The 26046-nt window shown below is 32.9% G+C and carries 23 protein-coding genes; 16 read left to right on the top strand and 7 right to left on the bottom strand.

Features of this window, described 5'->3' with window-relative positions:
* Nucleotides 1–48 precede the first annotated feature (48 nt).
* The 3 genes from RH81_RS03010 to RH81_RS03000 are packed head-to-tail and all read left to right on the top strand — an operon-like array spanning nt 49 to nt 5093.
* A complete protein-coding gene (locus tag RH81_RS03010) occupies nt 49–1911 on the top strand; it encodes an MrcB family domain-containing protein (RefSeq protein WP_033957526.1) in 1863 nt (620 codons plus the stop codon).
* A complete protein-coding gene (locus tag RH81_RS03005) occupies nt 1898–4099 on the top strand; it encodes a DUF2357 domain-containing protein (protein WP_033957523.1) in 2202 nt (733 codons plus the stop codon). The genes RH81_RS03010 and RH81_RS03005 overlap by 14 nt, the downstream gene beginning before the upstream one ends.
* A gap of 10 nt (nt 4100–4109) precedes the next feature.
* Entirely contained in the window at nt 4110–5093 is a 984-nt protein-coding gene (locus RH81_RS03000) for a phosphotransferase (protein WP_241478949.1), read from the top strand.
* A 78-nt stretch (nt 5094–5171) separates the two neighbouring features.
* Here the strand turns inward: RH81_RS03000 and RH81_RS02995 are convergent, their stop codons facing one another.
* Nucleotides 5172–7124 carry a YgiQ family radical SAM protein gene (locus tag RH81_RS02995; RefSeq protein ID WP_033957521.1) on the bottom strand — a complete coding sequence of 651 codons (1953 nt, stop codon included), beginning with the start codon at nt 7122–7124 and terminating at the stop codon, nt 5172–5174.
* A 48-nt stretch (nt 7125–7172) separates the two neighbouring features.
* The gene (locus RH81_RS02990; RefSeq protein ID WP_033957518.1) at nt 7173–8804 is read right to left on the bottom strand and encodes an ABC-F family ATP-binding cassette domain-containing protein; all 1632 of its coding nucleotides are present in this window, start codon (nt 8802–8804) and stop codon (nt 7173–7175) included.
* An 88-nt stretch (nt 8805–8892) separates the two neighbouring features.
* Here RH81_RS02990 and RH81_RS02985 point away from each other — a divergent pair, with 88 nt between their 5' ends.
* The 12 genes from RH81_RS02985 (at nt 8893) to RH81_RS02930 (ending at nt 21967) form a co-directional block, all read left to right on the top strand.
* Nucleotides 8893–9855, top strand: a complete 963-nt coding sequence (locus tag RH81_RS02985) for an L-threonylcarbamoyladenylate synthase (RefSeq protein ID WP_033957515.1) — start codon at nt 8893–8895, stop codon at nt 9853–9855.
* 153 nt (nt 9856–10008) lie between these two features.
* Complete coding sequence (rplM, locus tag RH81_RS02980) at nt 10009–10464, top strand: 50S ribosomal protein L13 (RefSeq protein WP_033957511.1); 456 nt, start codon at nt 10009–10011, stop codon at nt 10462–10464.
* Complete coding sequence (rpsI, locus tag RH81_RS02975; RefSeq protein WP_033957508.1) at nt 10464–10850, top strand: 30S ribosomal protein S9; 387 nt, start codon at nt 10464–10466, stop codon at nt 10848–10850. Before rplM ends, rpsI begins: the two co-directional genes overlap by 1 nt.
* A 227-nt stretch (nt 10851–11077) precedes the next feature.
* Nucleotides 11078–11995: a 30S ribosomal protein S2 gene (rpsB, locus tag RH81_RS02970; RefSeq protein ID WP_033957505.1), complete on the top strand. Its 918-nt coding sequence runs from the start codon at nt 11078–11080 to the stop codon at nt 11993–11995.
* An 86-nt stretch (nt 11996–12081) separates the two neighbouring features.
* On the top strand, nt 12082–13056 hold the full coding sequence (gene tsf, locus RH81_RS02965; RefSeq protein ID WP_033957502.1) for a translation elongation factor Ts: 975 nt from the start codon (nt 12082–12084) through the stop codon (nt 13054–13056).
* A 117-nt stretch (nt 13057–13173) separates the two neighbouring features.
* On the top strand, nt 13174–13881 hold the full coding sequence (gene pyrH, locus RH81_RS02960) for a UMP kinase (RefSeq protein ID WP_033957499.1): 708 nt from the start codon (nt 13174–13176) through the stop codon (nt 13879–13881).
* Between the two features lie 49 nt (nt 13882–13930).
* Nucleotides 13931–14488, top strand: a complete 558-nt coding sequence (gene frr / locus RH81_RS02955) for a ribosome recycling factor (protein WP_033957496.1) — start codon at nt 13931–13933, stop codon at nt 14486–14488.
* Between the two features lie 71 nt (nt 14489–14559).
* Nucleotides 14560–15837, top strand: a complete 1278-nt coding sequence (locus tag RH81_RS02950) for a hypothetical protein (protein WP_033957493.1) — start codon at nt 14560–14562, stop codon at nt 15835–15837.
* A gap of 77 nt (nt 15838–15914) precedes the next feature.
* Nucleotides 15915–18338, top strand: a complete 2424-nt coding sequence (locus RH81_RS02945; protein ID WP_033957467.1) for an efflux RND transporter permease subunit — start codon at nt 15915–15917, stop codon at nt 18336–18338.
* Nucleotides 18339–18368: 30 nt separating this feature from the next.
* Nucleotides 18369–19799, top strand: coding sequence for an asparagine--tRNA ligase (gene asnS / locus RH81_RS02940; RefSeq protein ID WP_033957463.1), 1431 nt, complete (start codon nt 18369–18371; stop codon nt 19797–19799).
* Nucleotides 19800–19895: 96 nt separating this feature from the next.
* A complete protein-coding gene (gene rpoN / locus RH81_RS02935; protein WP_033957459.1) occupies nt 19896–21362 on the top strand; it encodes an RNA polymerase factor sigma-54 in 1467 nt (488 codons plus the stop codon).
* Nucleotides 21359–21967, top strand: coding sequence for a hypothetical protein (locus RH81_RS02930; RefSeq protein ID WP_033957456.1), 609 nt, complete (start codon nt 21359–21361; stop codon nt 21965–21967). Before rpoN ends, RH81_RS02930 begins: the two co-directional genes overlap by 4 nt.
* 4 nt (nt 21968–21971) lie before the next feature.
* Here RH81_RS02930 and RH81_RS02925 read toward each other — a convergent pair whose 3' ends face one another.
* The 5 genes from RH81_RS02925 to RH81_RS02905 form a co-directional block, all read right to left on the bottom strand.
* Nucleotides 21972–22691, bottom strand: a complete 720-nt coding sequence (locus RH81_RS02925) for a porin family protein (RefSeq protein WP_033957452.1) — start codon at nt 22689–22691, stop codon at nt 21972–21974.
* 100 nt (nt 22692–22791) lie between these two features.
* Complete coding sequence (locus RH81_RS02920; RefSeq protein WP_033957448.1) at nt 22792–23271, bottom strand: ExbD/TolR family protein; 480 nt, start codon at nt 23269–23271, stop codon at nt 22792–22794.
* A gap of 15 nt (nt 23272–23286) precedes the next feature.
* The gene (locus tag RH81_RS02915; RefSeq protein ID WP_033957445.1) at nt 23287–23892 is read right to left on the bottom strand and encodes an ExbD/TolR family protein; all 606 of its coding nucleotides are present in this window, start codon (nt 23890–23892) and stop codon (nt 23287–23289) included.
* A 16-nt stretch (nt 23893–23908) separates the two neighbouring features.
* Nucleotides 23909–24352 (bottom strand): hypothetical protein, encoded by a 444-nt coding sequence (locus RH81_RS02910; protein ID WP_033957442.1) that lies wholly within the window; start codon nt 24350–24352, stop codon nt 23909–23911.
* A 27-nt stretch (nt 24353–24379) separates the two neighbouring features.
* On the bottom strand, nt 24380–25126 hold the full coding sequence (locus RH81_RS02905; protein WP_033957439.1) for a MotA/TolQ/ExbB proton channel family protein: 747 nt from the start codon (nt 25124–25126) through the stop codon (nt 24380–24382).
* A gap of 274 nt (nt 25127–25400) precedes the next feature.
* On the opposite strand from RH81_RS02905, the gene RH81_RS02900 reads away from it, so the two are divergent.
* Nucleotides 25401–25991: a HupE/UreJ family protein gene (locus tag RH81_RS02900; RefSeq protein WP_033957435.1), complete on the top strand. Its 591-nt coding sequence runs from the start codon at nt 25401–25403 to the stop codon at nt 25989–25991.
* Nucleotides 25992–26046: the final 55 nt, after the last annotated feature.

Here is a 26046-nt window from a genome sequence, read left to right as displayed (position 1 = left end):
TGACCTATGGTCTGTTATTTAGTCTAATTAATAAAAATTGAGAAGAATATGCTATTCGACAAAGTAAGTCTTGAGAATATAAAAACAGCTGTAAATGATCTTAAAATTAGCGGTATACCAGAAGGGTTTAGTTCCTCAAAATTTTATGATGTAAAAATTGATGGAGTTTTATATCCACCTAAACCAATAATGGCGGTTGCAAATTTCTATGCCACTGGGAAAACCGTTGGCAATTATTTTTCTGGAGGGAAAAACACTCCCTGTTTTAAAGCATTTAAGAGGTTAGGAATTGAAATAGTAACTAAACCAAATAATATAGATATGGTTAAAGCTTTTGACATCATTCATGAATTTTTAAAACAAGCAAAAACTGAAAACCTAAAAACAAAGCATTATATAAAATCCTATAAAAATACAAAAGTAAAAGTGAGCTTTGGACAAGGGGTTGCTGCTAAAATACCTTGGATATCTTTTTTAAAAGAGCCATTTACTACAAGTGACGGTATTTATCCCGTTTATCTATTTTACAAGAATGTAAATAAGTTAATTCTTGCCTACGGAAGGAGTGAAACTAATAAACCGAAAGTAGAGTGGAATATTAATAACCCTCAAAGTATATCAAAATACTTTGAAGAGAATAATTATGAAAAACCAGATAGATATGGAGATTCCCATGTTTTTAAAATATATGATGCAAATAATTTACCTAATGAAAAAAAACTAAACCAAGATTTGGATGAAATCATTGAAGAATATTCTCAAACTGGAAAAAATGAATCAAAAACAAAAACAAGTAATCTAATTGTGAAATTTGATTTATCCTTATTTGAGGATAATTGCAAAGAATCAGGCCTCAAATATTCCAATCAACTCATCTCAAGATATGTTTCCTCCTTAGTTACAAAACCATTTGTTTTATTAAGCGGTTTATCTGGTTCAGGTAAAACCAAATTGGCACAAACGTTTGCACAATGGCTTTGTGAAGATACTTCTCAATATTGTATTGTTCCTGTTGGTGCAGATTGGACTAATAGAGAACCATTATTAGGTTATGTAAATGCTATTGTTAATACAGAATATATTTTGCCAGAAAACAGAGCATTAGACTTAATAATAAATGCCAACGAAAACCAAGAAAAACCGTATTTTCTTATTTTAGATGAAATGAACTTGAGTCATGTAGAGCGTTACTTTGCAGATTTTTTAAGTGTTATGGAATCTAAAGATAAATTCAAATTACACACTGATTTAATAAATAAGAAATCTGGTGTACCTCATGAATTATCATGGCCACCCAATTTATTTGTAGTTGGTACTGTAAATATAGATGAGACCACTTATATGTTTAGTCCAAAAGTACTAGATAGAGCAAATGTCATAGAGTTTAGAGTTAACGAAAATGAAATTGAAGATTTCTTAAAAGCATCCAAGCCAATAACCTCTATTGAAAAGTTAGGCGCAAGTATGGGAACATCTTTTGTGGAAATTGCCAAGAATGATACAACGAATAAAAACTCTCAGAACCTTAATGATGTTCTTTTAGATTTCTTTAAAGATTTGCAAACGCTTGGTGCAGAATTTGGCTATAGAACAGTTACAGAAATTCAAACTTTGTTTTCAAAAATTGATTTAATCGATCCAACATATTCAACTAAAGAAAATGAAAAGATAGACATTGCTATTATGCAAAAGCTCCTACCAAAACTTCATGGCTCTAGGCGTAAGCTCCAAAAAACTTTAGTGCTTTTAGCACAAAAATGTTTAAAGGAAAAAGAAGAACGAGTTTTTAACGAAAAAGGAGAATCATTAGTTTTAGATGAAAATATTAAACACAAACTGTCTTTTGAAAAAATAGCCAGAATGTATAAAAACATAATAGATAACGGGTTTACAAGTTATGCAGAAGCTTAAAATTAATTTAAGCCATATTGCCCACGATTTGGATATTGACATTTATGCAGTAATCCCAAATACCTTATTTCAGATTGCTGATGCTTTAGAAAACAATGAGGCAGAGTTTCAAATAATTGAAGGTTGTTATTATCAATACAAACTAAAAAAAGGATTTTATCTGGAGGGAAGCGAAGTTATTGAAGTTTCAAACTTTAATAACTCTGAAGGAAGAATTAGTCCTAACACTTATGTTGGTACATTACCACTTTCTATTTATGAAAACGGAATTTTAAAAGGCACATTTCAATTAGAAGTACAATCAGTAAAAACATCTTATAGAAAAGATTATCGATTCATGCTAGAATCTATAACCAAGCATGCTACAGATCTAATATTACAAACTAATTCGCCAGTTAATCAAACTTTAGAAGTTGATTTTGACACAGATTCAAAATCCTTATATCAGCAATTTTGTTTTGTAAAATCTATTATTGATACTGAAGAATTTGATATAGCGATTCAACAAATAATTAAATCTCCAGTTACTAATTGGTCCAGTAAGATTGAATATAAAGATGTTAGAAGTTTAAAAAAGTTAAAAAGTAAAGATTTAAGACAGCTAATTCATTCTCAAAATAGAGTGCCTTTACCCTCAAGTCATCCACTTAGAAATTCAGGAATCAATTCTATTGCTGTAAAAATCCCAACCTCAATACATGATGAAAGTATTGACACACCTGAAAATAGGTTTATAAAATATGTTTTAGAAACCTTTTTGTTTTTTTGTGAGGAAATTATTCTAAAAAGTAAAAAAGATTCTAGACTAAATAATGAAGCACAGACTATATCTAATAAATTAGAATTCTATCTACAACACAACTTGTTTAAAGAAGTGTCAAGGCCAACTACTCTAAAATTAAATAGTCCAGTTTTACAAAAGAAAGCTGGATATAGAGACGTTTTAAAAACTTGGTTAATGTTTGATTTATCAGCCAAATTAATTTGGGAAGGTGGTGAAGATGTGTATTCAGCAGGAAACAAAGATGTCGCTAAACTTTATGAATACTGGTTGTTTTTTAAATTACTAGAAGCAGTAAAAGAAACTTTTACTATTGATTCAGAAGAATACAAAAAGCTAATTAAACCAACTGCAGATACTTTAGGCTTACAACTTAAAGAAGGAAAGCAAATTGCATTAAATGGGACTCATATATCTAAGGAAAGAGAATTATCAATCAAGTTCTCATATAACAAGACATTTGGGAGAAATCATGATTTGTCAAAAGAAGGTAGCTGGACTTTACAAATGAGGCCAGATTACACACTATCTATTTGGCCTAAAGAACTCCACGAGAAAGAAGCTGAGAAAACAGAACAAATTGTTCATATTCATTTTGATGCAAAATATAAAGTTAAGAACAAGCAGGACAACTCAAAATTTAAAGAGGTAGATATTCATAAAATGCATGCCTATAAAGATGCTATAAGAAGAACTGGTGGAGCTTATATTTTGTATCCTGGAATCGATAACAAACCAACGACATTTAAAGGGTTTCATGAAATCCTACCTGGATTAGGTGCTTTTGCAATTCGTCCTTCAGAGGAAAACAGTGGAATAAATCACTTAATAGATTTTATTAATGAAATAAAAAAACATTTCATTAACAGAGCAACTCAAAGAGAAAATGTATCAACTAAAACCTATCAAATAATAAAAGACAAACCATTGGAAGGTTTGAATGAGCCAATTCCTGAGTATCTTAATGGCGAAAAATTAATTCCTGACGAAACTTATGTTTTAGTTGGGTTTTATAATAACCAAACACAATATGAATGGATTTCTAAAAAAGGAATGTATAATTTCAGAATGGGTTCAGGTAATGGATCTCTAGTTTTAGACAATGAAACTGTTTCGGCTAAATACCTACTATTACATACTCATAATGACAAATCTTCTGGCGACTTATGGAAAATTGTTAGTAAAGGACCCAAAGTGTATACAAAAGAAAATTTAATAAAGAAAGGTTATATAAATCCTTCACAAGAATACTATCTAGTTATCGAATTGGAAAAAGTTAATTTATCTGACTTTGGTGAAAATAAATGGGATTTTAGAAAACTTAAAAACTATAATTCAGGAAACGCATCTGCTAAACCTTTTACTACTACTTTAACTGAATTGATACATCAAAAAATAGAGAACTAAAACTCACAAAATGATTACCCCAATTAAAGACTGGTTCAATTTCGAAATCCTAGAACTTAAAAAACTCAATGGTTATGAGAATATCAATTATCTACTAAAAACCGATAACGGTAAATTCATTTTTAAGACATACAAGTATTCAGAAGACATGATGGCTTTAATTGAAGCTGAGAATAGTGTATTAAATGCGTTAGAAAACGAGAACACGTTTCCGCAACCTATCGTTTTTAAAGATGGTAGCTTTCTTAAAATAGCAGACTTAAACAACACCAAAACTATCTGTAGAGTACTTACTTTTTTAGATGGTGATTTTTTAGGTGATGTTAAACACACACCTAGTTTAATAGAATCTATAGGTGCTTTTGCAGCACAGCTAAATCTTCAGCTTTTAAAATTGAATAACTATGTTTTAAAAGCAAGACAATGGGAATGGGATTTACAATACCTACAACTTAATAAAAAATATATTCAAGACATTGAAGAGGCGAGCGATAGACACTTGGTATCTTATTTTTTTCAGCAATACGAATTACACGTTGCACCTAAACTTCCTGAATTACGTAAATCTATCATTCATAACGATGTTAACGAATGGAATACCTTAATTAAAAACAATACGGTGTCTGGACTCATCGATTTTGGCGATTTAGCACATTCGCCTTTAATAAACGAATTGGCCATTGCGATAACATACGCTTGTTATGATAAAGACGAGCCTTTAGAATGGGCAATTCATTTGGTAAAAGGCTATCACAAAGTGCTTCCGTTAGAAGAAAAAGAATTAGACATTCTGTATTATTTGATTGCAGGACGTTTGTGTACGAGTTTATGTAATGCGGCTCACTCCAAAAAAATAAATCCTGAAAATGTGTATGCTTCCAGTAGCGAAAAAAACGCATTGAAAATGCTTCACCATTGGATAACAATCAATCCCATAAAAGCAAAAAACGAATTTTATAAAGCTGCCAATTTCAGCATTGAAACACCAATTTAATAGCAAAGAGAATGCAAAGCTAGTGGTTGATACTATTAAATCTGTTTTGGAATTGTATTATAAAACTGAGGTTTAAACCTATCGCCTCTTCTTCTTATACTTAAACTTAGCTTTTTCTTTCCTCTGATTAAAAGGAATAGCATCATCAAACGTATGTTTAGCATCACCATTAGGTTTGTTTTTACGCCACTTTTCGTCTTTTTCTGGAAGTAACACTTTTAATAAATCTTCACGTCCTAATCTATTCAAGGTCTTTTTAATCCACGCTTTGTTTTCATCTTTATACCAGAAGAAAAAACGATGTTGCTCATCTTTTTCTTGTCGTGTGATTGGCGTGTTTACTTTTTTAAGCGTGTATGGATGATAACCACTATAATAAATCACAGTAGCAACTGTCATAGGTGTTGGTGTAAAACCTTGCACTTGCTCTAACTGGAAACCCATATCTTTAGTTTCGGCAGCTAAATTTGCCATGTCTTCCACTTCACAAGCTGGATGATTCGAAATAAAGTAAGGGATTAATTGAAGCTTCAAACCTTTCTTAATATTGATCTTATCAAAACGTTCTTTAAACTTATGAAAGTATTTAAACGACGGCTTACGCATCAGCTTCAACACAGGATCACTTGTATGTTCTGGTGCAACTTTAAGTCGTCCAGAAACGTGCTTAGTCATGACCTCTTCAGTGTAATCGTCAAGCTCTTTTGGGTCTGCATTTTTATTAAATTCTGGCACTAACATATCGTGACGAATACCTGAACCAATAAACGATTTCTTTACTTTTGGGTGACTATCAACTGCTTGATATAATTCGGTTAATGGCTTGTGAGACGTATCTAAATTACTACATATCACTGGCGAAATACAACTAGGCGAAATACACTTATCGCATATAGATTGTACTTTCCCTTTCATTTTATACATGTTGGCACTTGGACCACCAATATCACTCAAATAACCTTTAAAATCAGGCATATTGGCGACAGTATCTACTTCACGTAATACAGATTCCTGACTTCGAGACGCTATAAATTTTCCTTGGTGTGCTGAAATCGTACAGAAACTACAACCACCAAAACAACCTCTGTGAATGTTGATGGAAAACTTAATCATTTCATACGCGGAAATTGGTCCACGCTTATTATATTTTGGATGTGGTAATCGTGTGTAAGGCAACTCAAAAGACGCATCAATTTCGTCTTCTGTCATTGTTGGATAAGGCGGATTAATCATCAAGGTCTTATCTCCTACTTTTTGAAAAATTCGTCGTGCTGCTAATTTGTTAGATTCCTGCTCTATGACTTTAAAGTTAGAAGCAAATTTCTTTTTATCACTTAAACAGACTTCATGTGAAACGATTTCTACATCTTCCCAATTACTGTTTTTAGGAATTTTTGCATCGTTATTTAACAACACTGCAGTTTGCTTAATTGTTGTAATACTACTAAACGGAACACCTTTTTGTAACAAACGAACAATTTCACGAAGTGGTTGCTCTCCCATTCCATAGACCAACAAATCTGCTTTAGAAGTTTCTAAAATAGATGGCAATAGTTTATCACTCCAATAATCATAATGTGTTACACGACGCAGTGATGCTTCAATTCCTCCAATTAAAACAGGAACATCTGGCCATTTGTCTTTTAAAATTTTAGAATATACAGAGGTTGCATAATCAGGACGAAACCCAATTTCTCCATTTGGTGTATATGCATCTTTATCACGTCGTTTCTTATTCGCATTATAGTTGCTAATCATTGGATCCATACAACCTCCAGTGACCCCAAAAAATAATTTTGGTGCACCAAGCTTTACAAAATCCTGAAGATTATCATTAACATTAGGTTGGGGAACAACAGCAACACGCAGTCCATAACTTTCTAAAATACGACCAATGACTGCAGGTCCAAACGAAGGATGATCTACATAAGCGTCTCCGCTAAATAGTATCACATCTAGTTCGTCCCAGCCGCGTATCTTAACCTCTTTGTTTGTGGTAGGCAACCAATCTGAAAGTTGTAACTCTTGCATAAGATTGCAAAAATACTTAAAAATTAACCGGTTATACGTGAAAGCGCTCTACAAATCAATCGCTTTTAAACTCTCAACACGATTTCTTACTAAGAAATCATCTATCGTTTCAAAGTGTTCAATAACACGTTTTTCTTTAAATTCGAATACCTTTTTGGAAAGTCCTTGCAGAAAATCACGATCATGAGATACCAAGATTAGGGTTCCGTCAAAATTCTGAAGCGCTTCTTTGAGTACGTCTTTAGATTTTAAATCTAAGTGATTTGTTGGCTCATCGAGAATAAGCAAGTTGACAGGTTCTAATAATAATTTCACCATGGCCAATCTGGTTTTTTCTCCACCAGAAAGGACACTTACTTTCTTATCAATTTCATCTCCTCTAAACATAAAGCGACCGAGAATGTTTTTCACTTGTGTGCGCACATCTCCTTTAGCAACCTCATCAACCGTTTGAAAAATAGTCAGGCTTTCATCAAGTAAAGCAGCTTGATTTTGAGCAAAATATCCAACCTTAACATTATGCCCTAAGCTACAGGTTCCTTCAACATCAATTTCTCCTAAGATAGCTTTAATCATAGTCGATTTTCCTTCACCATTTCGTCCAACAAAACAAACTTTCTCTCCTCTAGCAATAGACATATTTGCATCTTTAAACACGGCATGATCACCATATGATTTAGATACATCCTTAACAGTCACAGGATAATCGCCTGAGCGTTGGGTTGGTGGAAAACGTAATTTCAAAGCAGACGTATCAACATCATCTATTTGAATGATTTCCAATTTCTCTAACATACGTTCTCTTGAAGTTACTTGATTCGTTTTAGAATAGGTGCCTTTAAAACGGTCAATAAACGTTTGGTTATCAGCAATGAATTTTTGTTGCTCTTGATACGCTTTTATTTGATGAGCGCGTCGATCTTCACGCAATTGCAAGTAATGTGTATACTTGGCTTTGTAATCATAAATACGTCCCATTGTTACTTCAATAGTACGATTAGTAATATTATCAATAAAGGCTCTATCATGAGAAATCACAACAACTGCCTTAGCTTTATTCAATAAAAAATCTTCTAACCACACCACAGATTCAATATCAATATGGTTAGTTGGTTCATCTAACAAAATCAAATCTGGTTTTTGAAGTAAAATTTTAACCAGTTCAATTCGCATACGCCAACCTCCAGAAAACTCACTGGTTGGTCTTTTAAAGTCTGCTTGTTTAAACCCTAAACCTTTGAGTGCCTTTTCCACTTCAGCATCGTAATTCACATCTTCTAGCGCGTAATAGCTCTCTCCTAAATCGGATACACGTTCTATGATTTTCATGTATTCATCAGACTCGTAATCAGTTCGAGTTTCGAGCTGCTTGTTTAGTCCTTCCATTTCATCGCGCATATTAAACACATGACTAAATGCTTTAGAAGCTTCCTCAAAAACAGTTACATCATCTTCTGTCAATAAGTGCTGTGGTAAGTAAGCAATCACTGCGTCCTTTGGTGTTCTCACGTTTCCTCGAGTCGCATTTTGAACGCCTGCAATAATCTTCATCATCGTCGATTTTCCTGCACCATTTTTACCCATCAATGCAATTTTGTCATCTGCATTTATGGTAAATGATACGTCACTAAACAAGGTGTGACCACTAAACTCTACTGCTAAATTATCTACTGAAATCATCTAAATTCATTTAAAACTGCAAAACTACTAAAAGCACGAGAATAAATCTTTCGTTTTTTTGAAGTAATATTGCAGTCTGAAACCTAGTATGAGTATCATATCATCAGACATATCAAAAGCGGTTGCATTATTGAGCACAGAAGAGTTGGTGGCTATTCCCACTGAAACGGTCTATGGACTAGCCGGAAACATCTTTAGTGAGAAGGCCATTAAATCTATTTTTCAGACGAAAAAACGTCCGTTTTTCAATCCGTTGATTGTTCACATTCCATCAGTTGATCTATTACAAAACATAGTAAGTTATATTCCTGAAAAAGCTCAACGCTTAGCAGATGCCTTTTGGCCTGGACCATTAACTTTAGTTTTACCAAAGCAATCTACCATCCCAGATATTATTACTGCAGGAAAAGATACGGTTGCGGTTCGAATACCTAATCATCCAACGACTTTAGAGTTATTGAACCAATTAGACTTTCCGTTAGCTGCTCCTAGTGCAAATCCGTTTGGAAGTATTAGTCCGACAACAGCAGAACACGTCAACGACTATTTTAAAGATGATATTAAAATGATCCTCGATGGTGGACCATGTCAACGTGGAATTGAATCCACTATTATAGGTTTTGAAGGTGATGAGCCTATTATTTACCGTTTGGGATCAACGTCAATTGAAGCTATCGAAACTATTGTTGGACAAATAGATATCAAAAACAAAAAAGAAATTGCTCCAGATGCTCCAGGCATGTTAGATCGCCATTATGCACCTTCAACACTGACGGTTTTAACGGATGATATTTCAGAAACCATTCAGAAGTATTCAGAAAAACGTATTGGTGTTTTAGCATTTAGTAAATCTTCAGACCATGATGCCGTTGCATTTCAAATTGTCCTTTCAGAATCTACAGATTTACAAGAAGCTGCATCAAAACTATATGACGCCTTACATCAATTAGATAAGCAAGATTTGGACATCATTATCGCTGAGCGGTTTCCAGATATTGAATTAGGTAAATCTATCAACGACAGACTACAAAGAGCAACTGTTCGGGCTTGAAATAATAGTAATTCAATCAAAGCATTAATTTGCTAGCAAAAAACACGCAGGTCTGTTTGGTTATCAAATATTTAATCGTAAATTTGCAAACTCTTTTTGAGAGAGAAAAGTTTAACCTACTTGTCGTGAGACAAGTAATTAATATGAATAAGTGTGGACACATTAAGCTACAAAACGATTTCAGCCAACAAAGCTACTGTTAATAAAGAGTGGGTTTTAGTTGACGCTGCAGATCAAACGCTAGGTCGTTTATGTTCTAAAGTAGCAATACTTTTAAGAGGTAAACACAAACCTAACTTCACACCACATGTTGATTGCGGTGATAATGTAATTATTATCAATGCTGAAAAAATCAACTTATCAGGAAACAAGTGGAATGACAAAACGTACATTCGTCACACAGGTTACCCAGGTGGTCAAAGAAGTTTAACTGCGACTGAATTGTTTGGAAAAGATCCAGCAAGAATCGTGGAAAAATCAGTAAAAGGAATGCTCCCTAAAAACAAATTAGGCGCTGAGTTATTCCGTAATTTAAATGTTGTTGTTGGTTCGGCTCATAAACATGAAGCTCAAAAACCAAAAGCAATTGACTTAAACCAAGTTAACTAATGGAAGTAATGCACAAAATCGGTCGTAGAAAGACGGCTGTTGCTCGTGTGTACCTTGCTAAAGGAAAAGGCAAGATCACGGTGAACAAAAAAGACATGGCGGTTTATTTTCCTACTGCAACATTGCAGTACAAAGTAAACCAACCTTTAACCATGACTAACAACGATGGCAACTTTGATATTACAGTAAACGTTTTTGGTGGTGGCATTACAGGCCAAGCCGAAGCGATCCGTTTAGCATTATCTCGCGCAATGTGTGAGCTTGATGCAGAAAACAGACTAATATTAAAGCCAGAAGGGTTATTAACAAGAGATCCAAGAATGGTTGAACGTAAGAAATTCGGTCAGAAGAAAGCAAGGAAGAAGTTCCAGTTCTCTAAACGTTAATCCTATTCTTTTTTATTATTCTGAATTTTCTTCGGAATATAAAAAATTTCAAAAGCTGTTCTGGTCATTCATCAGAACAGCTTTAGATTAAAACCGCTGAAAAAATTTCAGCAAAGATTAAAAAATCCTGAAATAAGTTCAGGTACAGTTTAGCATCTAAATGATAAAGGCGAGCGCAAGCAACCACTTTGTCATTGCTAATTTAACAGAACGTAAACGAATACAAAATGGAAACAGTAGAAGTAAAAGACTTACTTGAAGCAGGTGTACACTTTGGTCACCTAACAAGAAAATGGGATCCAAACATGGCTCCTTACATTTATATGGAACGTAATGGTATCCATATCATCAACCTTTACAAAACACAAGCAAAAATTGAAGAAACTGCTGAAGCATTGCACAAGATTGCAGCTTCTGGGAAGAAAATCTTATTTGTTGCTACAAAAAAACAAGCTAAAGACATCGTTGCTGAAAAAGCTGGAAATGTAAACATGCCTTACATTACTGAAAGATGGCCTGGTGGAATGTTAACAAACTTCGTTACAATTAGAAAAGCCGTTAAGAAAATGGCTATGATTGATCGTATGAAGAAAGACGGAACATTCAACTCTCTATCTAAGAAAGAGCGTTTACAAGTTGATCGTCAAAGAGCAAAATTAGAAAAGAATTTAGGTTCTATTTCTGATATGACACGTTTACCTGGAGCATTATTTGTTGTAGATATCAAACGTGAGCACATCGCAATTAAAGAAGCGCAAAAATTAAAAATTCCAATCTTCGCAATGGTAGATACAAACTCTGACCCTCGTGAAGTGGATTACTTAATTCCTGCAAATGATGATGCTTCTAAATCTATTAACTGCATTATGACTGCAGTTGCATCAGCAGTTGCTGAAGGTTTAGCTGAAAGAAAATCAGACAAAGCTGAAAAAGACGCTAAAAGTGAAAAATCACCAGCAGCAGAAAAAGAAGTGAAAACTGAAACAAAAGCTGAAACTAAAGTTGAAGCAAAGGCTGAAACTAAAGTTGAAGCAAAGGCTGAAGCGAAAGTTGAAACAAAAGCGAAAGCTAAAGTTGAAACAAAAGCGAAAGCAGAAAAGAAAACTGAAGTAGTTGCACCTGTTGCATCTAACGAAGAAGAATAAATTAACAATTACACAATATTATTAAGTCGTTTAATTGTTTTCTTATGAAATGATAATTAAACGACTTTTTTTAATTTTATAACATTATGGAAAATACGGTAAAAATTTCAGCCGCTGAAGTAAATAAATTAAGACAAGCTACTGGAGCTGGTATGATGGATTGTAAAAAAGCTTTAGTTGAAGCTGGAGGCGATTTTGACAAAGCCATTGCAGTACTTCGTAAAAAAGGACAAAAAGTTGCAGAAAAAAGAGCTGACAGAGATTCATCTGAAGGTGCTGCTGTCGCTAAAATTAATGCAGACAATACATCTGGTGTTGCTATTGTATTAGGATGTGAAACTGATTTCGTTGGTAAAAACGAAAACTTTGTAGCATTAGCTAGCCAATTAGGTGATATCGCTTTAAACTACAACACTAAAGAAGAATTTTTAGCTGCTGATTTTGGAGGAATGACTGTTACTGAAAAGTTAATAGAACAAACTGGAGTTATTGGTGAAAAATTAGAAATCACTGGTTTTGAAAAGATAGATGCTCCTTACGTAGGGCAATATGTGCATATCAATAAAATTGCTGCTTTAGTTGGTTTATCTGCAAAAGTTGATAACGTTGAAGTATTAGTAAAAGATGTAGCAATGCAAGTAGCTTCAATGGGAGCGACTACATTATCTTATAAAGATTTTGATTCTGCATTCGTTGCTTCTGAAACTGAAGCAAGAATAGCAGTTATCGAAAAAGACAATATAGAATTAGGACGTTTAGGTAAGACCTTAAAGAATGTACCAAGTTACATCTCTATGGCACAATTAACTCCTGAGGTATTAACTGAAGCTGAAGACGCTGCAAAAGCAGAATTAAAAGCTGAAGGGAAGCCAGAACAAATATGGGACAGAATTTTACCTGGTAAAATGGAGCGTTTTGTTTCTGATAACACGACTTTAGATCAAGAACAATGTTTATTAGATCAAAAGTTTATCAAAGATGAAAAGAAAACTGTTGCTCAGTATGTAGAATCTTATAGTGACGTTACTGTTACTGGATTTAAACGTGCCACAGTAGGATAATCTGTTTTATTCTTTTATAAAAAAAACCTCTCATTAACTGAGAGGTTTTTTTTATATCCAAATTCTACTTTTCTAAATTACAATAATGGTTATATTTGTTAAACTTTCAACACAACTATGAAGTATAAAAGAATCCTACTTAAATTATCTGGCGAAGCTCTAATGGGTTCGCGACAATATGGAATTGATCCTGAGCGATTATCAGAATACGCCAAAGACATCAAAGAAATTACAGAATTAGGTGTCGAAGTCGCTATCGTAATTGGTGGTGGTAATATTTTTAGAGGCGTTGCTGGAGCAATGAATGGTATGGATCGCGTTCAAGGCGATCATATGGGAATGTTAGCCACTGTGATTAATGGTTTAGCTTTACAAAATGCATTAGAAGATGCAGGTGTAAAAACACGTCTGCAAACTGCCATTCAGATTAATGAAGTTGCCGAGCCTTTTATTAGAAGAAAAGCAATGAGTCACCTAAGAAAAGGTCGTGTTGTTATTTTTGGAGGCGGAACAGGAAATCCGTATTTCACAACAGATTCAGCAGCCGTTTTAAGAGCTATTGAAATTGAAGCAGATGTGATTTTAAAAGGAACACGTGTAGATGGTATTTATACAGCTGATCCTGAAAAAGATGTAACAGCAGTTAAGTTTGATCATATCACTTTTGATGATGTGTTAAGAAAAGGACTTAAAGTAATGGATACTACTGCATTTACACTTAGTCAGGAAAACAAACTGCCAATCATTGTGTTTGATATGAATAAAAAAGGAAACTTAATGAAGGTTGTTTCCGGAGAAAATATAGGTACTAAAGTTAATTTATAATGTTTGGCTTATTTTTTGGTAAGTATTATATTAAATAAAGTTATTTTAAATGAACGAAGACATAAAATTTATATTAGATACAGCTCAAGAAGCTATGGATGGTGCCATTAAGCACCTAGAAAAACAATTTTCAAACATTAGAGCTGGAAAAGCAAGTCCTGCAATGCTTGGAAGTGTAATGGTAGACTACTATGGCTCTCAAACACCCTTATCTCAAGTAGCAAATGTGAATACGCCTGATGGTAGAACAATTACAGTTCAACCTTGGGAAAAAAGCATGCTACAAGAAATTGAACGTGGCATTATGATTGCAAACATAGGTTTCAATCCTATGAGTAATGGAGAAACAATTATTATTAATGTTCCGCCATTAACAGAAGAGCGTAGACGCGATTTATCAAAACAAGCTAAAGCAGAAGCAGAAGATGCAAAAGTTGGAATAAGAAGCGCACGTAAAGAAGCTAATTCTGATATCAAGAACCTTGATGATGCTTCTGAAGATCAACAAAAAAATGCTGAAATTGACGTACAACAAATGACAAACAAGTACGTTAAAAGGATAGACGACGTTTTTGATGTCAAAGAAAAAGAAATAATGACCGTATAGATCTCACAAAAGTGACTTATTAAAATGTCGCTTTTTATTCTTTTAATTTTAAATCCATTATTAGTTCCTCAATGCATAAGTGTTTATTCTTATTACTTATAACACTATGTTCTTATGCATTGCACTCACAAGAACCTACAACTCAACAAGATTCTTCAGTAGTTGAAAAAGATACCATTAAAAAAGTTGACTATATAAAACAACTAGGTAATGGCTATTTTCCAACCCGGTTTTTAAATGTAGATCTTCGATATCTAGTAAAATTTAATCAATATGAAGGCTTAAGAACAGGATTAGGAGGTGTAACTAACGATGAGTTTTCAGAAAAATATCGCATAGATAGTTATGTCGTTTATGGATTTAAAGATCATCGCTTCAAGTATAGAATTGGTGGTGGTTTTAGAGTCGATGAAGCTACTAGCACCTGGATTAACCTTTCTTATACTGATGACTTGCAGGAAACAGGTAGTTCTAGTTTTTTAACTGACAAACGCTTTTTTCAGTTTTTCGAGCCTCGTTTATTGAATATCGATTTATTCCATAAACACATTACAAAAGCTATTAATATTGAACACCAAGTATCAAATCATTTAATTACCGAAACTGAATTTGCAATAAGTAAAATTGATCCAACTTATAATTACAACTTCGTAATTGACGATCAAAGCTATAAAAAATTCGATGTCACAACTGCTAAAGTTAGTATGCAATGGAGTCCGTTTAGTGACTTTGATAATCTAACAGATAAGGTTTTAGAAACTAAGGACGGCTTCCCAAAGTTCACGCTTCAATTGACCCAAAGCTTTAAAAATGTAATAAAAGGTGATTTTAATTTCTTTAAAGTCGACTTTAGAACTCGTCATAAAATAACATATAATGAAGATGTCTTTTCAGAAATAGTATTAAGTAGCGGTCTCGCAACTGGAAGCACTCCTCTAACCCATTTATATCATGCGTATCCTAATAATATTAGGAAAGAAACAATTATGAATCGTTTTTCTGTAGCTGGTGTTAATAGTTTTGAAACCATGTATTTTAATGAGTTTTTCTCAGACAGATTTGCTACACTTCAATTAAAACATTTTGTAAAACCATTCAGAATAACTGAACGCTATAGACCTCAATTGGTATTAATTTCGAGATTTGCTATTGGAGATATGAATGACGTTGAACGACATGAAAATCTAGAATTTGGAACACTTAAAAAAGGATACTCTGAAGTGGGTTTCGAGATCAATAAAATACTATTTGGTTTTGGTCTCAGCTTCGCGTATCGTTATGGCGGACATCATCTTCCAAATTTGGCCGATAATATAGCGGCAAAATTCACTTTTAACGTTAGCTTATAAATACAATTAATTTGCACTAATTTATAGAGCATATCCCTTGGTTTTTTCTACCTTTGTCGCTCCTTTTTAATAGGTAGATGTTTAAATTATTTTCAACAGGTTTTTGGGAAGTTATTGCGCGATTAATATTGCGTAATAAAATCGGTATTCTCATTGGTATTATATTGGCAACTATTTTCTTTAGTTACCAATGGAAACATATGCGCTTTACTTACACTGAAGCTAATTTACTACCTGATGATCATGAGGTTAATGTTACCTATAACGAGTTTTTAGACATATTTGGTGAAGAAGGCAACCTTATTATTCTTGGTGTAAAAGATTCTACACTATTTACAGTTGATAAATTTAATGCTTGGAATCAGCTTTCAGAAGATTTTAAATCTTATAAAGAAGTAGAAACAGTTGTTTCCATTAAGGACCTTCAGAAATTAGTAAAAAACACTAAAGCCGAAAAATTTGATCTTGAACCTTTTATAAAAGATTCAATTACATCTCTTGAACAAATAGACATTCTACAAGATGAACTCTTTAAGAAGTATCCTTTTTACGATAATTTTTTATTCAATAAAGACACAAAAACGATTCGAACTGCAATATATCTCAAGAAAGATATTGTAAATACTCCAGCAAGGAAAGACTTTATCATGCTTTCGCTTCAGGATAAAATAGATAATTTTGAAGCTAGAAACAATCTTGATGTAAGAGTTTCTGGTATGCCATATATTAGAACCTTAAACTCGCAAAATATTGTTGATGAAATAGGTCTTTTTATCGGTTTAGCACTTGGTGTTACTTCGCTCATATTCTTCTTATTCTTCAGATCCTTTAGAGCGACTATTATATCACTAATCGTTGTTTGTATTGGAGTAATGTGGACCTTTGGGATATTAGGACTACTGAAATATGAGATTACCGTTTTAACAGCTTTAATCCCTCCATTGATTATTGTAATTGGTATACCGAATTGCATTTTCTTGATCAACAAATACCAACACGAAGTAAAACTTCATGGTAATAAAGTAAAGTCATTACAACGTGTAATTACAAAAATCGGGAATGCAACATTAATGACGAATGTGACGACTGCCTCTGGTTTTGCTACATTTATTTTAACAGAAAGCACCTTACTAAAAGAATTTGGTATTGTGGCTTCACTGAGTATACTAGCCATTTTTGTATTGTGCTTATTAGTAATTCCAATCATTTACACCTTTTTACCTTATCCACAAGAAAGACATTTAGAGCATTTAAATAAACGTTGGATTGGAGGTTTTGTAAACTGGATTGAGCGCATGGTTAAGTATAAAAAAATCACAATTTATCTTACATCATTAATTCTACTTGTCGCCAGTATTATTGGAATTTATCAAATAAAAATCTCTGGAAGTCTTATCGAAGACATGCCACAAGACACTGAGTTTTTTAGAGACATCAAGTTTTTTGAAAGTGAGTTTAATGGTATCATGCCATTAGAAATTATGATTGACACTAAACGTAAAAAAGGTGTTATGAAGCTCAGTACGCTTAAGCGTATGAACGAATTAGAAGAGCTTATCATAGAAATACCAGAACTATCTAGACCAATTTCTGCAGTAAGTTTGGTAAAATATAGTAAACAGGCTTATTACAACGGTAATCCAAAATACTATCAACTGCCAACAAGCCAAGAAAATAGTTTCATTTTGTCTTATGCTAAAAACTCATCTTCTAACGTAGATATGTTAAAGAATTTTGTTGACAGCACTGGTCAGTATGCTCGTATCACAACTTTCATGAAAGACATTGGTACCGATAAAATGGAACGCATTGAGGAGAATCTTCAAAATAAAATTAACAAGGTATTTCCAAAAGAGCGCTATGAAGTCACAATGACTGGTAAAGCCTTAGTCTTTCAAAAAGGAACGAAATATCTAGTTCGGAATTTAGTAATTTCTCTAAGTCTTGCTATTTTTCTTATTTCATTGTTCATGGCTTACATGTTCAGATCATTTAGAATGATTCTTGTTTCTCTAGTACCAAACTTATTGCCATTACTAATTACGGCTGGATTAATGGGGTTTTTAAATGTCCCAATAAAGCCATCAACGATATTGGTATTTAGTATAGCTTTTGGAATTTCAGTAGATGACACCATTCACTTTTTAGCTAAATACAGACAAGAATTACAGGCGAATCACTGGAAAATACGAAAGTCGGTGTATGCTGCTTTACGAGAAACAGGTGTAAGTATGTTTTACACATCTATAGTATTATTCTTTGGTTTTATTGTATTTACAACTTCAAGTTTTGGAGGAACAGTAGCTTTAGGAGCTTTAGTTTCAGCTACATTATTGTTTGCTATGCTATCCAATTTACTATTGTTACCATCGTTATTATTATCTCTAGAGAGAAGCATTGCTAATAAGGAAGTATTAAAAGAACCTTCAATAAATATTATTCCTGAAGATTCGAGAGATTCCGAAGACGATGAAAACCCAAAAGAAGATTCCATTTCATAAACATTTATATTTGCATAAAAATTAATAAAAATGACATATTCAGTTTCACAATTATTAACACAAGATATTACATTACAACCTCTTGAAATTAAAGGTTGGGTAAGAACATTTAGAGCTAATCGCTTTATTGCTTTAAATGATGGTTCTACAATTAATAATATCCAATGCGTTGTTGATTTTGAGAATACTGATGAAGCGCTTTTAAAACGAATTACTACTGGTGCTTCCGTTCATATTAAAGGTAACTTGGTTGAAAGCCAAGGAAAAGGGCAAACGGTAGAAATACAAGTAACTTCTATTGAAATTCTTGGTGACTCTGATCCTGATGAATATCCAATTCAGCCTAAAAAACATACATTTGAATTTTTACGTGAAAATGCTCATTTACGTACCAGAACAAATACATTTAGTGCTGTAATGCGTTTACGTTCGTCTTTATCGTTTGCTGTACACAAGTATTTTAACGAGAACGGATTTTACTACATGCATACACCAATTGTCACAGGAAGTGATGCCGAAGGTGCTGGAGAAATGTTTAAAGTAAGTGCATTAGATGCTAAAAACCCTCCATTAACTGAAGCTGGTGATATTGATTATAGTCAAGATTTCTTCGGAAAAGAAACTAATCTTACGGTTTCTGGTCAGTTAGAAGCTGAAACCTATGCAATGTCATTGGGTAAAGTATATACTTTCGGACCAACATTTAGAGCAGAAAACTCTAATACATCTCGTCATTTAGCTGAATTTTGGATGATTGAGCCAGAAGTAGCGTTTATGGATTTGGCAGGAAATATGGACTTGGCTGAAGACTTTATGAAATCGGTATTAAGTTATGTTTTAGAGCATAATCGTGAAGATTTAGAATTTTTAGAAAAGCGATTACTTGATGAAGAAAAAACAAAGCCACAAGCTGAGCGTTCTGAAATGAGCTTGATTGACAAAATAAAATTTGTAGTAGACAACAATTTCAAACGTGTAAGTTATACTGAAGCAATAGATATTTTAAGAAACTGCAAACCTAACAAGAAAAAGAAATTCAATTATATCATTGAAGAATGGGGAGCTGATTTACAAAGTGAACACGAACGTTTCTTAGTTGAAAAACATTTCAAGTGCCCAGTAATATTATTTGATTATCCTGCAGATATAAAAGCTTTTTACATGCGTTTAAATGAAGACGGTAAAACAGTTCGCGCTATGGATATTCTATTTCCTGGTATTGGTGAAATGGTTGGAGGATCTCAACGTGAAGAGCGATTAGATGTTCTTAAAGAGAAAATGAAAGCCTTAGATATCGACGAGAAAGAATTATGGTGGTATTTAGATTTACGTAAATACGGAACTGCTGTTCATTCTGGTTTTGGACTAGGTTTTGAGCGTTTAGTAATGTTCGCAACTGGGATGGGTAATATTAAAGATGTAATACCTTATCCTAGAACACCCCAAAATGCAGAATTTTAAATTTAATTTGGCATAAAAATTGACTAAAACAATCTATGTTTACCTAATAATATAGATTGTTTTTTTTTAACTTTACTACAATACCAAATTCAATATATGCTTAAACAATATCTACAGTTTAAATTATCCCAGAAGTTGTCGCCGCAACAAATTCAACTAATGAAGTTGATCCAGTTGCCTACGCAAGCTTTTGAGCAACGTTTAAAGCAAGAATTAGAGGAAAATCCAGCATTAGAAAATGGAAAAGAAACTAAAGACGAGTTTGAAGACAATATGGATGAGTTTGACAATTCTAATGACGAATTGAATGATAGTGAAACAATTGAAGCAGAAGACATTAATGTAGATGATTATTTAAGCGATGATGAGATACCTGATTATCGCACACAAGCTAACAATTATAGTGTTGATGACGAGGAGAAAAATGTTCCTTATGCTGCTGGAACCTCATTTACTCAACATTTAACCACACAGCTAAATACCTTTAGACTTAATGATGATGAATATAATATTGCTGAGTTTCTAGTTGGAAGTGTTGACGAAAGTGGATATATACGTCGTTCATTAAGTGATATCGTTGATGATTTAGCATTTACACAAGGTGTTTACACAGATGAAGAATCAGTAGAAAAAATCTTGCAAATAGTGCATCAGTTAGATCCTGCAGGTGTAGGAGCTCGAAACCTTCAAGAATGTTTAAGCATTCAATTACATAGAAAAGAAAAGTATCCAGATGTTGAACTTGCTTGTGATATTATAGACAAAGCATTCGATCAGTTTACGAAAAAACATTACAAAAAACTACTTCAGAAGTTTGACATTACTGAAGCGCAGCTTAAAGATGCTATCGAAGAAATTGAACGTCTTAATCCAAAACCAGGAGGTTCTTATGCTGGAAATAATAAAAGGCCAGAACATGTTGTTCCAGATTTTGCTATTAAAATTATTGAAGGAGAATTAGATCTTACTCTTAATGGACGGAATGCTCCAGAGCTTCATGTTTCTAGAGAGTATAGCAATATGATGAAAGGTTATAAGGAAGCAAAAGACAAAAGCAAATCTCAGAAAGATGCGGTTCTTTTTATCAAACAAAAACTTGATGCAGCCAAATGGTTTATTGAAGCTATTAAACAGCGTCAGCAAACATTATTTGTAACAATGAGTTCTATCATGCATTATCAAAAAGAATACTTTCTTTCTGGTGATGAGCGCAACCTCAAACCAATGATTCTTAAAGATATTGCTGATGAAATTAACATGGACGTCTCAACAGTATCTCGTGTTGCCAATAGTAAATATGTCGATACACCTTATGGGACAAAATTGATTAAGGAGTTTTTCTCAGAATCAATGACTAACGATCAAGGCGAAGAAGTGTCGACTCGTGAAATTAAGAAGATATTAGAAACGGTAATTGAAGAAGAAAACAAACGTAAACCACTTACTGACGAAAAACTAGCAAAAATCCTAAAGGAGAAAGGCTATCCAATTGCACGTCGTACAGTTGCAAAATACCGCGAACAATTAGATATTCCTGTGGCTAGATTGAGGAAGAAAATATGATAAACACTCTTCTTAAAAGCATATCGTATATTTTTCATCCACTATTAATGCCATTACTAGGTGTTATCTTTTATTTCTCAAAAACACCTCGTTTTATTCCAGATCCAGTCCTCAAAGCAAAGCTGTTTTCTGTAACTATATTAACAGTAATTCTTCCTATGTTACTGTTTTACCTTTTAAAAACATTAAAGCGAGTAGACTCGGTGCATCTTGAAACAACAAATGAGCGTAAGCTTCCATTATTACTAAATTGTCTTATCATTACTTTAGTCTTAATAAGAGTGCTTCCTCAAAATGAAATTCCAGAATTGTATTTCTTTTTTATTGGTATTTTGATTTCTACAATAACTTGTTTTGCATTAGCTATTATAAAGTTCAAAGCAAGTATACACATGATTGCTGCAGCTGGATTTTTTATGTTTGCCGTTGCTTTAGCCATTCATTTTAAAATCAATATAAACGGAACAATTGGTTTAATGTGTATTATACTAGGTGCTATTGCAACATCGAGATTACATTTAAAAGCACATACTCCAACTGAATTAATTATTGGATTTTTTGTAGGCTTTATGCCTCAATTAGTGCTACTAAATTATTGGATTTAAAATCTTAAAGGATATAAAACATCAATCCAATTCGCACTGAATTCATGTCTATAGATTGACCATTGAGTAATGCATCTCCATTAAAAATTTCATTGAGGCCGTAATACAAATGGAAACTAATATCTGAATACCCAGCGCTAAAAGTCAAGCCGTATTGGAAGGTATTGAAATCATCGATACTTGACAATCTAATATCACCTTCATTACTATTAAATTTGGAAGAGTTGTAAATTACGTAGCCAAATTTTACACCTGCATATATCCGCCAAAAATCGTAGTCAGTGGCCGTAGAAGTTCGCCATCTAAATTCTATAGGAAATTCGATTAGGTATGTTGTAAACTTATTTTTACTGTATTCGGTTTCATTATCGTTTAAAACTGAATATTCAAAACCATTATTACCTTCCGATATTAGTAGTGTTTGATTATAGGAGTTTGAAGAAAATCCAAGTCCAACACCAATAGCTAGATTTCTTCTTTTATTGATTGGCATATCTCTAATGAAACCAAAATGATATCCACTAGAAAAACCACTTTGAGAAACACCATCTGGTTTTTTCTCCAATAAATTATAAGTAACTGATATATAAAATTGATCTTCTCTGTATTTATTATCAACTACAGCGCTTGTATCTGTTACTACTAATGTTTCTGTTGGACTTTGCGCATTAGATAAATAACATCCCAAAACTATAAAAAGTAAATAAGAGAAAGTCGTTTTCATAGTACAAATATAACGCAATAGACACTAAAATATTAGGCCCTTTGCACAAAAAAAGCATCCTAGAAACTAGGATGCTTTTTATTTATTTAGTGTAAATATTTTATTCTAAATTCTTTTTAGCATCACCTGAAGCTGTCGTATAATTAATTCTAAATGCACTAGCTTTTCTTAGCTCTTGCTTAATATCACCAACAATACCCATATTTGCCTCTTTATCAACTTTTAATGATACTGTAAGCTTGGGAATTAACTCTTCACGTAATGCAGCTCTCTCAGCATTAATAAACGCTTGAATCTCACTAATCTCAGCCAATTTATCATTCAGTTGTAATCGAGCTTCAGTTCCATACTTTTCGTAAGCTTTTGCAGGCTTACCAGCATAGATATAACTAATTGGATATTTCTTATCAAGCTTTTCTATTTGATCTGCTTGAGGCAATCTATTTAATATCTTAAGTTCATCTTCTCTCATTACGGTTACTACCATAAAGAAAAACAATAACATAAATACAATATCTGGTAAAGATGCCGTATTTACAGCAGGCAAACTATTATCTTTTTTACTTTTAAATTTAGACATGTGCTATGTTTTAATTTATTCTACTTCAGAAAGCTTTTGAGGAATCTCTATTTTGATTTGCTCAATTACTTCTTTAAGTTTTACTTTATTACCTACAAAATTAGGGTCGTCATATGATTTCTCCATCTTTATATAGTCCATGTCAGCAAATCCTTTTTTAGGACCTAACTCTAAAGCTCTTCTATTACGCAATTGATTATATGCTGCTACCAATTCATTTTGAACGGTAATGTAAGCTGCATAAGAAGTCTGTCTATCATTCTTCAATGATATAATTGCTTTATCAGGATTATCAGATGATCTAGGATCTTTTGCACCTTTACAGTAAGTACATGATCCGTCTCCGCCATTATCAAGAAACGTCACTGCCGCATCTCTTAAATCCTCAATCTTCATTAATTCATCTTCAACTAAAAGCTGATCTTTACCGTTTAATAACACGGTGAAAATATTCTTCTCCTTGATAATTACATCCTCATCATTTTCTTCTATTGGTGGTAACTTACGGGTAATACCTGAATCTTTAGGTATCGTCGTTGTTACTAAGAAGAATATGAGCAATAAGAATGCAATATCAGCCATAGATCCTGCATTTACTTCTGGTGCTGATCGTTTTGCCATAATTAGTTTTCTATTATTATTTACTTAACATCTTTTTAACTCCGAAAAACAACATTAAACCTGCTGCTAACAAAATTAAAATGTAAAATGATTTAATAGCTCCTTCAATCATTTGAGATTGTGCCGCTGTAAGTGTGGTACCATCAGTTAAAACTCTTTCTTCTCCAGAAGACATTACATATCCTAGTATTAGAATTACAGCAAATACACCTACAGAAATAAGAGACTTTTTCAACTTATCTGGATTACTCACTAAATTCACTAAACTAAAGGCTACTGCTGAAATCGTTGCTATTGCTAGTACGACAAGCGCTAGAGTAATGAATCCAGATAATATACCTTGATTGGCTACATCTGATTCAATTGCTTCATCACCTAGCATAATAATTCTTACTAAGAAGATTACTGCAATCAGACCAATTACTAAAGCACCAATTTTGATTATTTTTTGAATATTCATATTATCTATGATTTAATAATTTGGTTATTACTTTTTGTGTCTTACCAATAAATCCATAAGAGTTATTGAAGCATCTTCCATATCATTAACGATACTATCAATTTTTGCAATGATATAATTATAAAATATTTGAAGAATAATTGCTACGATAAGACCGAATACAGTTGTTAATAAGGCGATTTTAATACCACCTGCAACCAATGAAGGGTTCATATCACCAGCAGCTTGAATTTTATCAAATGCATCAATCATACCAAGTACAGTTCCCATGAAACCAAGCATTGGAGCTAATGCAATAAATAATGAAATCCATGATACATTTTTCTCTAATTGTCCCATTTGAACACCACCATAAGCTACAACAGCTTTTTCAGCAGCATCAATATCTTCATCTGCTCTATCTAAACCTTGGTAAAAAATAGATGCAACAGGTCCTTTTGTGTTTCTGCAAACTTCTTTAGCTGCTTCAACTCCACCCGATTGAAGAGCATCTTCAACATTTTGAGTTAATTTCTTTGTGTTTGTAGTCGCAAGATTTAAATAAATAATTCTTTCAATAGCAATTGCTAATCCTAAGATTAAACATAGTAATACAATACCCATAAAGAATGGACCACCTTCAATAAAACGTTCTTTTACTTGTTGTGTAAAAGATAAATCATCTGTTGGTAATTCTGCATCTTGTAAAGTAGTTGCAATTTTTGTTGCAGCATTTACTGTAGTAGTGAAAGCCATTAATCCTGCTATGGCTAAGATAGAAAATAGTCTTTTCATCGTTCTAGTTCTTAATTTTATTAGTTTAAGCGTTAAAGATATAAAAAAATTGTAATTAAAAAACAAAATTTACATCAGAGTACAAAGCTAACATTCTATCCTCCTCAGTTAATTCTACTTATCTACTAAATTAAATAAAAATGTTTTGCCTTTGTTGTATTAAAGATAATTTATTAGTGTTCGTTTAATTTTGCTTATTACTATTTCTTATAGGTTTTCATTTTAAGTATAAATTATAAAATGTAACTTTGGGATAACCCAAATACTTAAAATCATGATAGATAATTTCATATCAAATCTACAAGATGGCATCTACCATGTGCTTCACATTAGTGCCTATGATCATATTCTCTTTTTAATTGTCTTAACTCTTCCTTACCTTTTTAAAGATTGGAAACGTATCTTATTATTAATAACGGTTTTTACAATTGGACATTGTTTGTCTTTAAGTTTAGTGAGCTATAATATAGTAAGTGTCAACATTAAAGTCATATCACTCCTTATTCCGCTCACAATTTTAATTGTTTCTTTATTCAATATTTTCACAGCTGGAAAGAAAGCACACCATACTAAAATTGGATTGCTCTTTTTTATTGCACTCTTTTTTGGATTGATTCATGGACTCGGTTTTGCAAATGACCTCAACACCTTAATTACTGCATCTGAAAATAAATTACTAGCCATTTTAGAAATTGCTCTAGGCATGGAAATAGGTCAGCTTGTGATTGCTTTTATTGTTATCTTTTTAAGCTTCCTTTGTCAAACTATATTTAGGTTTTCTAAACGAGATTGGATTTTGGTTGTCTCTGCTATTGTATTGGGATGCGTATTACCAATGCTTATTAATAGTGAGCTCTTCTCTTAAAAATTTAAGAAAGCAGTCTGTATTTTGGTAAAACTTTAACGTAAACTTCAAAATT

This window comes from Psychroserpens jangbogonensis, from assembly GCF_000797465.1.
Lineage (GTDB): Bacteria > Bacteroidota > Bacteroidia > Flavobacteriales > Flavobacteriaceae > Psychroserpens > Psychroserpens jangbogonensis.
This window is presented reverse-complemented; position numbering and strand designations above follow the sequence as displayed.

Bases quoted from the DNA above. Each gene is read 5' to 3' on its own strand.
- RH81_RS02945 (WP_033957467.1), top strand. From the start codon at position 15,915: ATGTTTAAATTATTTTCAACAGGTTTTTGGGAAGTTATTGCGCGATTA.
- RH81_RS02910 (WP_033957442.1), bottom strand. From the start codon at position 24,352: ATGAATATTCAAAAAATAATCAAAATTGGTGCTTTAGTAATTGGTCTG.
- RH81_RS03010 (WP_033957526.1), top strand. From the start codon at position 49: ATGCTATTCGACAAAGTAAGTCTTGAGAATATAAAAACAGCTGTAAAT.
- RH81_RS02950 (WP_033957493.1), top strand. From the start codon at position 14,560: ATGCATAAGTGTTTATTCTTATTACTTATAACACTATGTTCTTATGCA.
- RH81_RS03000 (WP_241478949.1), top strand. From the start codon at position 4,110: ATGATTACCCCAATTAAAGACTGGTTCAATTTCGAAATCCTAGAACTT.
- RH81_RS02995 (WP_033957521.1), bottom strand. From the start codon at position 7,124: ATGCAAGAGTTACAACTTTCAGATTGGTTGCCTACCACAAACAAAGAG.
- rpoN (WP_033957459.1), top strand. From the start codon at position 19,896: ATGCTTAAACAATATCTACAGTTTAAATTATCCCAGAAGTTGTCGCCG.
- RH81_RS02925 (WP_033957452.1), bottom strand. From the start codon at position 22,691: ATGAAAACGACTTTCTCTTATTTACTTTTTATAGTTTTGGGATGTTAT.
- RH81_RS02930 (WP_033957456.1), top strand. From the start codon at position 21,359: ATGATAAACACTCTTCTTAAAAGCATATCGTATATTTTTCATCCACTA.
- RH81_RS02985 (WP_033957515.1), top strand. From the start codon at position 8,893: ATGAGTATCATATCATCAGACATATCAAAAGCGGTTGCATTATTGAGC.
- frr (WP_033957496.1), top strand. From the start codon at position 13,931: ATGAACGAAGACATAAAATTTATATTAGATACAGCTCAAGAAGCTATG.
- RH81_RS02915 (WP_033957445.1), bottom strand. From the start codon at position 23,892: ATGGCAAAACGATCAGCACCAGAAGTAAATGCAGGATCTATGGCTGAT.
- rpsI (WP_033957508.1), top strand. From the start codon at position 10,464: ATGGAAGTAATGCACAAAATCGGTCGTAGAAAGACGGCTGTTGCTCGT.
- RH81_RS02900 (WP_033957435.1), top strand. From the start codon at position 25,401: ATGATAGATAATTTCATATCAAATCTACAAGATGGCATCTACCATGTG.
- tsf (WP_033957502.1), top strand. From the start codon at position 12,082: ATGGAAAATACGGTAAAAATTTCAGCCGCTGAAGTAAATAAATTAAGA.
- pyrH (WP_033957499.1), top strand. From the start codon at position 13,174: ATGAAGTATAAAAGAATCCTACTTAAATTATCTGGCGAAGCTCTAATG.
- RH81_RS02905 (WP_033957439.1), bottom strand. From the start codon at position 25,126: ATGAAAAGACTATTTTCTATCTTAGCCATAGCAGGATTAATGGCTTTC.
- RH81_RS02990 (WP_033957518.1), bottom strand. From the start codon at position 8,804: ATGATTTCAGTAGATAATTTAGCAGTAGAGTTTAGTGGTCACACCTTG.
- RH81_RS02920 (WP_033957448.1), bottom strand. From the start codon at position 23,271: ATGTCTAAATTTAAAAGTAAAAAAGATAATAGTTTGCCTGCTGTAAAT.
- asnS (WP_033957463.1), top strand. From the start codon at position 18,369: ATGACATATTCAGTTTCACAATTATTAACACAAGATATTACATTACAA.
- rpsB (WP_033957505.1), top strand. From the start codon at position 11,078: ATGGAAACAGTAGAAGTAAAAGACTTACTTGAAGCAGGTGTACACTTT.
- RH81_RS03005 (WP_033957523.1), top strand. From the start codon at position 1,898: ATGCAGAAGCTTAAAATTAATTTAAGCCATATTGCCCACGATTTGGAT.